Origin of the sequence: Pontibacter ruber (assembly GCF_023630205.1) — a bacterium.
GTDB lineage: Bacteria > Bacteroidota > Bacteroidia > Cytophagales > Hymenobacteraceae > Pontibacter > Pontibacter ruber.
This window is the reverse complement of sequence record NZ_JALPRR010000004.1, coordinates 178529-190996: the sequence shown is the minus strand read 5'-3', so window position 1 is coordinate 190996 and position 12468 is coordinate 178529. Positions and strand designations below refer to the sequence as shown.

General features: G+C 50.2%; 8 protein-coding genes. All 8 read right to left on the bottom strand.

The features are described from left to right. Nucleotides 1-33 precede the first annotated feature (33 nt). Nucleotides 34-2862, bottom strand: coding sequence for an FAD-binding and (Fe-S)-binding domain-containing protein (locus MJ611_RS17375; protein WP_250431676.1), 2829 nt, complete (start codon nucleotides 2860-2862; stop codon nucleotides 34-36). Nucleotides 2863-2874: 12 nt separating this feature from the next. Then, a complete protein-coding gene (locus MJ611_RS17370; RefSeq protein ID WP_250431674.1) occupies nucleotides 2875-4401 on the bottom strand; it encodes a sodium:solute symporter in 1527 nt (508 codons plus the stop codon). Nucleotides 4402-4529: 128 nt separating this feature from the next. After that, a complete protein-coding gene (gene murQ / locus MJ611_RS17365; protein WP_250431673.1) occupies nucleotides 4530-5342 on the bottom strand; it encodes an N-acetylmuramic acid 6-phosphate etherase in 813 nt (270 codons plus the stop codon). 94 nt (nucleotides 5343-5436) lie between these two features. Beyond that, nucleotides 5437-7302 carry an outer membrane protein assembly factor BamB family protein gene (locus MJ611_RS17360; protein WP_250431671.1) on the bottom strand — a complete coding sequence of 622 codons (1866 nt, stop codon included), beginning with the start codon at nucleotides 7300-7302 and terminating at the stop codon, nucleotides 5437-5439. Nucleotides 7303-7620: 318 nt separating this feature from the next. After that, nucleotides 7621-8226 carry a peptidoglycan recognition protein family protein gene (locus tag MJ611_RS17355; RefSeq protein WP_250431669.1) on the bottom strand — a complete coding sequence of 202 codons (606 nt, stop codon included), beginning with the start codon at nucleotides 8224-8226 and terminating at the stop codon, nucleotides 7621-7623. Nucleotides 8227-8240: 14 nt separating this feature from the next. Next, nucleotides 8241-8888, bottom strand: coding sequence for a polysaccharide deacetylase family protein (locus MJ611_RS17350; RefSeq protein ID WP_250432023.1), 648 nt, complete (start codon nucleotides 8886-8888; stop codon nucleotides 8241-8243). Between the two features lie 56 nt (nucleotides 8889-8944). Next, entirely contained in the window at nucleotides 8945-10807 is a 1863-nt protein-coding gene (locus tag MJ611_RS17345; protein WP_250431667.1) for a glycoside hydrolase family 9 protein, read from the bottom strand. A gap of 78 nt (nucleotides 10808-10885) precedes the next feature. Next, complete coding sequence (locus MJ611_RS17340; RefSeq protein ID WP_250431665.1) at nucleotides 10886-12424, bottom strand: glycoside hydrolase family 10 protein; 1539 nt, start codon at nucleotides 12422-12424, stop codon at nucleotides 10886-10888. Nucleotides 12425-12468: the final 44 nt, after the last annotated feature.

Genomic DNA, 12468 nt, shown 5'->3' with positions numbered 1-12468 from the left:
CGGGCGCTGCTGCTTTTTATACTTTTAATTCAACTAGATACACTCATCCAGCAAGTACACGATAGACTCATAGTTCTTCCCTACTGCTTCGGTCATGGCCATTTCGCAGGTTTTGGCAGAAGAGTAGTAACCGTCGTACTCGCATTGTTTCACTTCCTGTGCCTCTGGCAGCGTAGCCGAAGCCGTCAGCTCCGGTACCAGGAAACCGCGGTCACCGGCCATGCCGCAGCAACCGGCGTGCATTGGCACCGTTACCTCCTCGGCCAGTTGCCTGGCTATACTTACGAACTTGTTTTCCAGTCCCATTTTCTGAAGAGAGCAAACCGGGTGAAGCACGACACGCTCCTTCTTGCGCAGTACCTCGGCTTTTGGCAACAGGAAATCAGAAATAAAATCAATGCTGTCGATGATCCGGATAGCGTCGAACTTCTGCTTGTTTTCCGGCGTGAGCACCGGGCGGCAGTGTTGCAGAGTATAGGTACAGGATGTGATGTCGAGCACCAGTGGCAAACGGCCCCCGTCCGTCCACTTCCAGATCTTTTCTATTGTTTCGTTAGAAGTATACTCATAGGCCTTGTTAAAGCCTTTGGAGGAAAAAATCTGCCCACAGCAGGTACTCTGGGCGTCCTGCGGTATCGTGAATTTTACCCCTACTTTTTCAGAAACACTGATGAAAGTTTCGATGGTGTTCTTCTTGCCACCTTCCGCGCCACCCATTGTGCGCGAGATACAGGTCGGGAAGTATACCACCTCTGCTTGTAGCTTCGCCTGTTCGCCAGACCATGATTTATACTTAGAGAAACCAGGCACCGGAGCCAGTAAGTTTGACCAGAGCGGCACAGCCGGCACCAGCTTCTTAGCGCCTTTGGTCAGTTTGGCAAGTGTGTTGGCACCCAGTACTTTATTTATACCTACACCTGTACTTAAACCAACCTTCACTATAGACGAGACCGGCTTGAAGTTCTTGGCCACCATTAGCGCCAGGTTATTGGCAAAGTCATCGTGACTTTCTCGACGCAGGCGTTTTACCAGGTCGCCGGTGTTAATGTCAACTGGACAGGCAGTAGCGCAAAGGCCGTCTACCGCACAGGTATCAAGCCCATCGTACTGGTATTGCTCCAGCAGTTGGTCATGTTGTTTTTTCTCCCCTTTTCGCTTCAGGTTCAGCAACTCACGGCGCACCACAATGCGACGGCGAGGCGTAAGCGTGATGTTGCGGCTCGGGCACTTGTGCTCACAGAAACCACACTCCATGCAACGATCCACTTCCTCCTCCACCTTCGGCAGGTCTTTGAGGTTTTTGATGTGGGCATTCTTGTCGCTGTTGATGATTACGCCCGGGTTCAGCAGGTTCTTTGGATCGACTACCTCCTTCAGCGCTTTCATGATCTGGTAGATCTCGCCACCCCATTCTGTCTCCACAAAAGGAGCCATATTACGGCCGGTACCGTGCTCTGCCTTCAGGGCGCCGTTATACTTCTTCACCACCAGGTCCACCACTTCTTTCAGGAAGATGTCGTAGCGCGCCACCTCAGTTGGTGTATCGAAAGCCTGTGTTACCACAAAGTGGATGTTGCCGTCTTTGGCGTGGCCGAAGATGATGGCATTGCTATAGTTGTGCTTTCTGAAAAGCTCCTGCAGATCAAGTATGGCGTCGCCCAGTTTAGCAACTGGTACAGCAATATCTTCCAACAGCACTGTTGTACCGCTGGCACGCACCGCACCTACTGCCGGGAACATGCCTTTGCGCACCTTCCACAGGAAAGCCTGCTCGATTGGGTCAGTCGTAAACACAGGCTGCTCCAGCAACGAAAGCTCAGGCGCCAACGCCATAAACTTAAGTATCTTTTCCTGCACTTCCTGCACGGTGTTCGCCTGGAACTCTACCAGCAAGGCCGCTGCCGTTTCCGGTAAGGTTTTGATCACAGCCGGAACACCAGCCATGTGCTCAATTGAACGCAGCGAGGCGCGGTCCATCAGCTCCACCGCTTCGGCACCCGCTACCGTTAGCGGCACAATGGCCTGGCAGGCGGCATAGATGTCCGGGAAGTATAGCAGGGCGGTAGATTTGGCTGGGTAATCCGGTACCGTTTGCAGCACCGCTTCGGCAATGAAGCCAAGTGTACCTTCGGCACCGATCAGCAGGTGCGCCAGTATGTCGAGTGGATGTTCGTAATCGATAAAGGCGTTGACAGAGTAGCCAACCGTATTCTTGGTTTTATACTTGTGCCGGATCAGATCGTGCAGTTGCGGCTTGTTGAGGATCTGCGACCTGAGCTGCTGCAGTCTCATGTACAGCTCCCTGCTCTCTGCCGCAAACCGACTGTAATCCGCCTTCGATTCGGTCGTATACGTTTTGCCGTTTGGCAGCATAAACCGAATGTACCGGGTGGTGTGATACGAGTTCTTGCTAACCCCGCAGCACATGCCGCTGGCGTTGTTCGAAAGTATACCGCCCATCATGGCCGAATTTATACTTGCCGGGTCCGGGCCGATCTTGCGTTTATACCTGCGCAGGTGGGCATTCACAATAGCGCCGATCACGCCGGGCTGTACCCGTACCTGTTCGCCCTCGCCTTCTACGACAATCTTATTCCAAAACTGGCTCAGGTCTACCAGTATACCATCTGTTACAGACTGCCCCGAAAGGCTGGTACCGGCCGTACGGAAGGTAAGCGGAATGTTATGTTTGTGCGAAAGTGCGAACAAACCTTTCACTTCTTCTTCTGAAACGGGCTGCACCACGGCTTTCGGCCGGAGGTAGTAAAAGCCCGCGTCAGAAGCGTAAGACACGACGTCGATCAGCCGTGCCCGTATGCGTGCTTTTGGCAAAACACTTTCCAAAAGCTTTTCAATTTCCATAAAGGATAATGCTTAATAAGTTGTTTGTTTTACTTTGCTGCCTCTTTCGGCTTCCTTCAACGCATCCATCATCACACCGCCACCAGTTTTGCTGGTAACAAGCAAAAGTATAAACGTAATCGCCGCATTGATAATGATCAGCTCAAAGCTCATGGCATAACCTGTCCAGGCAACTGAATTGGAGTCCAGGACATAGGTGATGATCGGCGAAATAAGGCAGATATATGGCACCAGTTTATCGGCAACGGCACGCTTGTTGGCCATACCAAAAGCGAACAGACCCAGCAACGGACCATAGGTATAACCGGCCGCCTTGAAGATCGCATTCACCACCGAATCATCGTTGATCAGCTTGAACACCAGTATAACCAGCAGCATGATCACTGAAAAACCAACGTGCACCAGGTGGCGCGTGCGGATCAGCTTTACATCGTCGTGGTTCTCTTTCTTTGTAAAGTTGAGGAAGTCAACGCAGAAAGAGGTAGTCAAAGCTGTAAGAGCTGAGTCGGTAGTGGCAAAAGTAGCCGCCGTTAAACCCAGCATAAACGTAACGGCCGGTATCAGGGCCATGTGGTTCAGGGCAATCTCCGGGAACAGGTGATCCGGTGTTTTAAGCGATGTTATATCTATACCTTTAGCTTGAGCAAACATGTACAGCAGGGCACCCACGCTCAGGAAGAAAATGTTGATGGCTACGAAAACGCCTGTAAACGTCAGCATGTTCTTCTGCGCTTCGCCGATATTCTTGCAGCTCAGGTTCTTCTGCATAAGGTCCTGATCCAAACCGGTCATGGCGATCGTTATGAAAATACCACCCAGGAACTGCTTCAAAAAGTGGCTCTTGTTACCAAAGAAATCTTCCCAGAAGAACATCTTGGAGTAGGAGCTTTCCTTCACCGCTTCAAACGTCTGCACCACGTTCAGGTCCAGGCTGCGGGCAATGAATACAATGGAAAGTATAACCGATGATACCAGGAACACGGTCTGCAGGGTGTCGGTGATGACAATGGTTTTCAGGCCGCCTTTGTGCGTGTACACCCAGATGAGGATAAGGCAAATAGCTACGGTGGCAGCAAAAGGCACGTTCCAGGCATCGAAGATGAACTTCTGCAACACAATGGCTACCAGGTATAAACGGAATGCAGAACCGATCGTGCGCGACACCAGAAAGATCATGGCGCCTGTTTTATAGCTCCAGTAGCCGAAGCGCTTCTCCAGGTAAGTATAAATGGAGATCAGGTTCATGCGGTAGTAGAGCGGCAGCAGCACAAAAGCAATCAGCAGAAAGCCTACTGCATTACCCAGCACAAACTGAAAATAGCCAAAGCTGTTGTTGCTCACCGCACCCGGCACTGAGATAAACGTAACCCCCGACAGGGCCGTACCGATCATGCCGAAAGCCACGAAATACCACTTCGAGTTACGGTTGGCAATAAAGAAACTGGAGTTATCCGAAGCCCCCTTTGATGTGAAATAGGATATACCTATCAGCACGGCGAAATAGCCGATCAAAAAGGATAGAAGAACAATTGGAGACATAAGCTAAAGGGTTTTCAGAGATAATGTTCAGGCATGGCAGCATAAAGCCCACAGCCCGAACCCTCTGACAAATTACAGAATAAAGTACAAATAACCAGCCAATTGAAGGTTAAATTCCCGGCTGTTGCTTAAGAAGCTACTGTTACGCTTGCTACTGCTTCGCGCACGTTGCCATACTTCTCGAGCAGGGCTGTTGCAGTCGCCTCATCTTTACCAGTCTCGGCCATGATAATGCGAACGCCACGCTTATACAGTTTGTGGTTAGTCAGCTGCATGTCAAACATTTTATTGCCTTTAATGCGGCCCAGCTGGATCATCACCGTAGTGCTCAGCATATTCAGTGCCAGCTTCTGTGCGGTGCCGGCTTTCATGCGGGTGCTGCCTGTAACAAACTCAGGGCCTACCACTACCTCTACCGGATATTGTGCTACGGCTGCAACCGGGCTGCCGGAGTTGCAAACAATACAGCCAGTTGCCAAACCCATTTCGTTCGCTTTCTTCAGACCACCGATCACATAAGGTGTAGTACCGGAAGCAGCAAGTCCCACTACCACGTCGTTTTCATCTATCTGGTACTCCTGCAGGTCTTTCCAGGCCTGTTCTGCGTCGTCTTCGGCAAATTCCACGGCTTTTCGAATGGCGCTGTCGCCGCCGGCAATTATACCAACCACCCAGTCAAACGGCACACCAAACGTTGGCGGGCACTCTGAGGCATCCACTACACCCAGACGGCCGCTGGTGCCAGCCCCTATGTAAAACAACCTGCCTCCTGCTTTCATTTTCTCGGCCACTACTGTAGCCAGCTTCTCGAGTTGCGGAATCGCCTTCTCTACTGCGTAAGGAACGGTTTTATCCTCGTTGTTGATGTTTACAAGGATCTCCTTCACAGACATCTTCTCCAGGTTGTTATAGTTCGAGTCTTTCTCGGTGGTAATTTCCATTGTTATGTAATAATTAAATTAGTCTTCTTTTATCATGATTTCCTGTGCTGGAAATCATCCTGTGTTATGATCAAATTCTAAGATACCTGCGCTATTATTCCGAAATATACTCCAGGCAGGTTACTTTACCATCCATGGTACTCACTACCACTTTATTTTTTCCTAGCGGCATTACAGGGTTCATCAGGCTGTTGGAGCTTTTATGCTTCCAAAGCACCTTTCCGTTGTTTCTGTCGATGGCGCTCACCATACCCGAATGCGATGGCACGTACACCACGCCGTTGCTTTCCACAATGGCAGAAGGAGCCAGCTCGTAAGGCAGTTGCAGCTCCGATTTCCAGCCTACCTGCATAGAGTCTGCGGACGTGGAAATGCCATAAAGCTGCCCATCCATTGTTTTTACGTAAGCCAGTTTGCCATCTGCCGAAATCCCCATCGACTCCCGCACACGGATATCCTTCTTCTGCTCGCGCCAAATTTCTTTGCCGGTTTCAGCGTCGAGAGCGGTCATAAAACGGTCTGGTGCAACTATAAATATGCGGTTGTTTACAGCTACAGGGTAGCAGGCAGCCGGCGAGAACATGCGGTTTTTAGAGCCGTTGCTCCACTTCCAGGCCAGTTTTCCGGTAGCAGCATCCAGAGCATAAAAATCATTGCCCCAGCTGCCAAAGTATACTTTGCCTTTGTATAGCAGCGGCCTGGTTACCACAAAGTTATTAACCTGGTCAAAGTCCCAGATCAGTTTGCCGCTCTTCAGGTCCAGCGCTCTGAAATGCCCGTCTGAAGCACCGATATATACTTTCTTGCCCTCAATTACAGGAGAGCCCAGCACCGCTTTCTGCGCTTTAAATTTCCAGATAAGCTTACCGCTTTTAGCCGACAAGCAGTAAATGTGATGGTCTGATGAACCTACCACTACATAGTTTTTGGCAATGGCAGGAGTAGAATAGATCTTGCCTCCGGTCTGGTAGCTCCAGGTGCGCTTTCCGGTATTCATATCTAAGGCGTAGATCAGGCCGCTTGTGTTGGTAGCCACTACTATGTTTTTGGTTGTGGCGGTACCGGCTCCTACGTCGCTGTCGTCCTGGTATTCCCATACTTTCTTTACGTTCGGGTACACCTGGTTCACGGCATACGATGGGCGGTGATATTTCCCCGGATTGGTGTTGAACTGATGATCTGTCAGCTGCACTTCCATCCATGGCTTTAGTGTTTTAGTTACCGGGTTTCGTTCTGTAAAACGAGCCTCGCCGTTCTCTATCGTAACAATGTTGTAGCCGCCAATTTCTGCTTTCGCCCGCAGGTTAGAGCGCCCCATTACTGTAGGAATGCCATCATAGTTGAAGAGGCGGTTGTTATGCCCGTGCCCGTGCAGCATAAGCTGAATGTTACGCTTTTTCAGCAGGTCAATGGCGTCGTACCAGTTGTTAAGAGAGGAGTCCTGGGGATAGTGATTGAGGTAGATGACCGGCATCTGCGGGTTCTGCATGTTGTTCAGCACCGAGTCAAGCCATACGATATTTTCACGAGGAACCTGCCCCGGGCCCATACGCATGTTCGGTCCCGAGCTGGTAGCGGCAAACAGGTAGCCGTTGTGCACGAAGCTGAACGTCTCGGCGCCAAATACAGTCCTGAACGTATTGCTACCGCTCTCCGACCAGTTCGAATCGTGGTTACCGGCAATAATGTACCAGGGCTTGTTCAGCTCATCAAGTATCTGCTTCGCCAGTTTCAGCTCTTCATCAGAACCAAACTCGGTGATGTCTCCGGTAAACATAGCAAAACTGATAGAATCATTGCTGTTGATATCAGCTACTGTTCGGCGAAGGTCTTCTTCGGCCGTTGGGTTGCCGATGTGTGTGTCCGAGACAAAAGCAAATCGGAAAGCCTGCGCCTGTACCTTGCACAGACCTGCTATCAAAAACAGCGCAATAACACCGGTATACTTTAGTATTTTCATTTGCCTAAGACACAGATAATTAGCAGCTAAAAGCCGTTTAAGTTAACCTATTTTGCAATTTCTCCCACAACCCTCTCTCCGAAATGCGCACAAAAGCGCACCCGTATAAGCAGTGATTAGCGCTATAATTAAATAAAAATAAGAAACGTGCCGCTATAGTTCCTAGTATTTGCAATGTTTTTTAAATAAATGCGCAAAAAAACGCATACACCCCTCTCCTCCTACAAAGCACGCTTATGTTTTAAGAGCCTTCAGTATATATTTATACTGGTCATGTTTCAACAAGAGTGAGTAACAGGTCAAAGTATGAACGGAGTATTACCTTTTTACCAGTTGCTGCAGGTGCGGGATCTGCTCATACAGCTTCTTACCCGGACAGGCTGTCTGTGCAAAATCTTTATGAGTAGCTATACTATCTGCAGGAATTTGATACTGCTTCGCCAGCGCAGGAACAAGCAGTTCCAACGTCTTCATTTGCTTTGGCGTGATCTCCTCTTCTTCGAAATTACCTTCCACTACCACCAGCAGGTGGCCAGCCGGATCGTAAGCCGTGTTGGAGTCTCCGGCATAATTAACTTCCCTTCCTTCAGCCACTTCCCCATACACATCCACATACAGATGGTAAGGTATATCGGCCCAGGCCGGTTTCATTCGTCCGTCAGCCAAGGGGCTCTCCTTCTGAGAGAATTGCTGCAGCGCTTTCATTTTATCAACCAGCGATTTCTCAGGCAGCTGCCTGGTGGCTGTGTGGTGAATGGTAAGACGAGTAAGCTTGTGGCTGCGCATCGGGAAAACCGGTGCGTTGGCGCCCCATGCCTCTCGGGAAAGGTAGTTTATACTTTCCGGAACAGGTTGTTTTGAAGCTGTTCGCTGACAGCTTGTAAACAAGCCTGCAAGTATAAGTATCAGTATAAAATGTCTCATGTAAATAATTTTTATCACTCTGAAAGCTGCTCGCTAACCGTTACAAACCGGTAGCCTTTAACTTTTAACTGTGTAAGCAGTTCATCCAGCTTATAGTAAAATTTATCCTCCCGCCTCGGGTCAGTACCGATGTGCAACAGCAGCAGAAAACCATTCAGGCCATTCGGGTCTTTATGCTCATACTCAAATATAGATTGAAGTATGGTTTCTGAACCAACATAACGCGTGCCCATCTCCGGATAAGTATAATCAGCAGCAGAGCGGGTGCCGGGCGTAAAGTTTACCAGTTGCAAGCCTTCCTCTGTTGTCCAATTAGTAATCTGGTGGTTGTACCATTCGTAAGGCGGCAGAAAGTATGGAGCGTCTTTTTTCCTGATCCCAAACTTAGCCATCCTGTTATAGTTCTGCTGAAGGTCTTCGCTGAACTGCTGCTTCGTTACCAGCAGACTGTCACGCTTCGTCCAGTCGCAGTATAGCAGGTGAGCGTCGGAGTGAGCACCCAGGTAGTACCCCTCCCGCTTCAGTTGCTGTATACTTTGTTTAAAATCTTGATTACTATAAAACCGCCCAGTCAGAAAGAAGGAGGCTTTTGCCTGGTGTTTCTTCAGCGTTTGAAGTATACTTTCAGCACCGTCAGCAGACTCATCGCCTGTAAAAACCAGCGCTATACTTTTACTTGTTACATCGCCCCGGATAATAGCGCCATGCTTATCCTTTACTACTTTTTTGCCTGAGCCCCCTCCCTGGAACTTTGCTCTTGTGCCGCCAGCAGATAAATGAGCGAAGCTGTGCCATCCATGGTTGGTTCGTTGGTACTGTAATCGCCAAAATCGTCGTGGTACACCACCAGCTTCGACTGGAAAGCGGCATACTCGTCTTCCTGCACCAGGGCAATGCCTTTCAGGTTATTAAAGATACTGCCGTACACAGGACCATCTACCAGACCACCATCCAGCGGGTACTGGTGCAGGTAGGTGAGCGACGAGTGCGGATCAACTGGCGTATCGCCATGAGCCGGCAAGCCGAACACCATACTTGTTCCCCATGGGTTGCAGCCAAACAACCAGTCGATGTTGGCCTGCTCCAGCTCAGCAAAGGTCTGGTCGCCGGTCATTTTGCGGCACAGATGGTTTTGGATAGCGAAAGAAGTGGTCAGGTTGTTGGAGCACCAGATAAACGGTACACCGCGGTAAAAAGCATTCTTTTTTGCTTTGGCGAACACCCGCTCAATCCCTTCTTTGTAAAAGCTGATCAACTCTGCTTTGCTTTTCGCATCAGCTTTCTTGGCCAGCTCAAAATGCCCGAAGTTGTGGAACGGGTACCACTGGTAATGGCGGGCGGTGTCGGCGCCCATCCACGGCGTTACTTTTTCCTGCAAGCCGTAAGTATACCCCTGCTTGAAGTATGATTGGTCGTTGGTGAGTTGGTAAAGTGCGGCAGCGCCTAGCTGCATATCATCCACCCAGTTGTCTTCTTCATAAAAGTATGGCGCACGGTTAGGAGCTGTTTGCGCAACGCCTGGTTTGGCAAGCCCTAGCTTGTAAGCTGATAAAGCTTTCTGCCTAAACAGCTTCGCAAGATCATTGTCTTTTCCCTGGTAGGTCTGAGCGGCCAAAGCAAATGCGCTTGCAAATTTACCTGCCGTAGAGGCAGCACCTGTTGCCCTGTTTTTATACTTGCCCAGGCCCTGTGGCTCGCCGGTTACAAAATATACCGGACGCGCTTTGCCTTTGCCCATACCATAATCTACATCGTCTTTGGTTGGCAGACGCAGGCCTTGGTGGTCGCGGTCGTCTGCAAGTTGGTTGAACAGCCAGTCCTCCTTTGGGTGCATTTTCAGTAGCCAGTTCAAGCCCCATCTGGCCTCGTCCAGCACATCGGCTACACCGTTTGTTCCTTCAAGGCCGTTATCCAGGTGCTTATCCGTAAAAACTTCCGGAAAATCGCGGTAGGCCGCCAGCAGGTGGTAAGTGGCATTGGCAGATGTGGTGCTATACTGCAGGTAATCCGAGGCATCGTGCCAGCCACCCGATACGTCAATAATGGTGCTGTCCGGCATCGGGCCATACATAGTATAGCCGTCATCGGTGTGGCAGGAGTCTTTCAGGTAAGGGTTAAAGCCGCTGCGCTGCTGGCGCATGTAGCGCAAAGCAAAATCGGCCGTGCCCTTGTAAACATCATCTGCAATCTTAAACTCCGGTGATTTTACTTTCCCGGCTCTCAGGTAATAATTACCCGGCTTGCTGTAAGCTGAAAAATTCAGCCGGTACGATTCACTGAAAGGCCCGTAGGCACCATAGGTCTCCCCTGCTTTGCCTTTAAACACCACTTTGTTGGTAGCGGCATCCACCAGCTCAAAACGTTTCAGCCGTGCCTGTGATTTGCTTACCCACACAGCTACCTTGATGCCCGAGGGAGTATAACCCAGTTGGTTAATGCGTATCCAGGTCTGCTCTTCTGCTGCAACTTCTACCGAAGCCTCATAACCTGGCTGGGCCTGGTTACTGAAGGCAATGGCATTTGCTGTTACTATGCAGGCGCCTGCCACTAAAGTAAGCCATGTCTTTTTGCTTTTCATCATGCTTCTGCTTTTGATATGCTTGATGTGTTGGCTTACAGGAGGCTGCTGTTCCATACTTCCTGTAAGCCATACTTATAGTTAATGCAATTTCTTTCTGAAATTGTTAGAGGGTGCGCTTTCGTTCTTCAACCGGTCGATGGATGTCACCACATACTGGTAAGATTTGCCACGGCTCGCGCTCTTGTCGTGGAAGGAGGTTGCCAGGCCATCGAAAGTAATGTGAACGATGTTCTGCGCCCGCTCCATATCTATCGGCTCGTTCTCGTCAAAGCGGTATACAACATAGCCGTACACGTCCTCGTCCTGCTGCGGGTGTTCCCACTGCAGCTTGGCTTTCCTTCTCGGGGTAAAGAAAAGAAACTTGTTGTCGCGCAGCTTCAAAGGTGCTGTTGGGGCCGAGTTATCGATCCAGGGCATAGTAGGTTGCAGGGCCGGGTAACGGTAAAAATCGTGCTGTAAGGAATCGCGGAACCCACCCAGGTTGTTGGTCAGAGAACGGGAGCTGAAGTATACACTTCCCTGTACATTCGGGTTATTGCGCAGGTAGCGTACCTGGTTTGGCAGTTGCTGCTTGTCGCGCCAGCCTTCGCGGTCTTCCATGGCGCGGTACACGCCCTGGCCTAGGTACACATGCCTGCTGAAGGCATTGGCCGCCCACCAGTCCAGCAGTTTTTCATAAGGAGCCGCCGCGTAACCGAACGGGAAGTATAACTGCGGGTTGGTATAGTCTATCCAGCCTTCCTGCACCCACTTGCGGGCGTCGGCATATAAGGCACTGTAGCCCGACAAGCCGTTGCTCTCGGAACCTAGCGAGTCCTGGGCCAGGTTACGCCAGATGCCAAACGGGCTTATACCAAATTTCACGTGCCTTTTCTCAGCATGTATGTTCTGAGACAGATCGCGGATCAGGATGTCCACGTTGTTGCGGCGCCAGTCTTCGATGTCGGTAAAGCCGTGCGGATGCTGCTGAAAGGTTATCGAATCGGGCAGGCTTTCTTTGCCCGGGTATGGGTAAAAGTAATCGTCGAAGTGAATACCGTCCACGTCATAGTTGCGCACAATATCTGTGATCACATCATTGATGTAAGCGCGCACCTCCGGCAGGCCGGGGTTAAAATATTTTTTATCGCCGTAGGTAAAAAACCATTCCGGTTTGGTGCGGGTGATGTGGTCAGGGCTTGTGAGGGAATCGACCAGGCTGGTGGTGGCCCGGTAAGGATTGATCCAGGCGTGTAGTTCCATGCCACGCTTATGTGCTTCTTTGATGGCGAACTCAAGCGGGTCGTAAAAAGGTTTAGGAGCGACTCCTTGCTTTCCTGTCAGGAACATACTCCATTGCTCGCGGCCTTTGGCATAAAATGCGTCGGTAGAAGGCCGGATCTGCAACATGATTGCATTGATGCAGGTACGTTTGTGCTCGTCCAGGATAGCCAGCAGTTCCTCCCGCTGGTCTTCTGAATCTACATTCAATGTTGGTTTTGAAGGCCAGTCGATGTTCTGCACCGTCGCGATCCAAACACCGCGGAATTCTCTTTTAGGGGCTGTTTTGTTCTGCTGCGCGAAAGCAGTAAATGTGGTAAAAAGCGAAAGTATAAATAGGGTAAAATTTCTGATCATAGCTAAAAGTATAAGATTAGGAATTGGTGGGTATTAAAAAGCCC

Excerpts from the sequence above, each read along its gene's own strand:
- MJ611_RS17375 (WP_250431676.1), bottom strand. The coding sequence starts at position 2,862 with ATGGAAATTGAAAAGCTTTTGGAAAGTGTTTTGCCAAAAGCACGCATA.
- MJ611_RS17370 (WP_250431674.1), bottom strand. The coding sequence starts at position 4,401 with ATGTCTCCAATTGTTCTTCTATCCTTTTTGATCGGCTATTTCGCCGTG.
- murQ (WP_250431673.1), bottom strand. The coding sequence starts at position 5,342 with ATGGAAATTACCACCGAGAAAGACTCGAACTATAACAACCTGGAGAAG.
- MJ611_RS17360 (WP_250431671.1), bottom strand. The coding sequence starts at position 7,302 with ATGAAAATACTAAAGTATACCGGTGTTATTGCGCTGTTTTTGATAGCA.
- MJ611_RS17355 (WP_250431669.1), bottom strand. The coding sequence starts at position 8,226 with ATGAGACATTTTATACTGATACTTATACTTGCAGGCTTGTTTACAAGC.
- MJ611_RS17345 (WP_250431667.1), bottom strand. The coding sequence starts at position 10,807 with ATGATGAAAAGCAAAAAGACATGGCTTACTTTAGTGGCAGGCGCCTGC.
- MJ611_RS17340 (WP_250431665.1), bottom strand. The coding sequence starts at position 12,424 with ATGATCAGAAATTTTACCCTATTTATACTTTCGCTTTTTACCACATTT.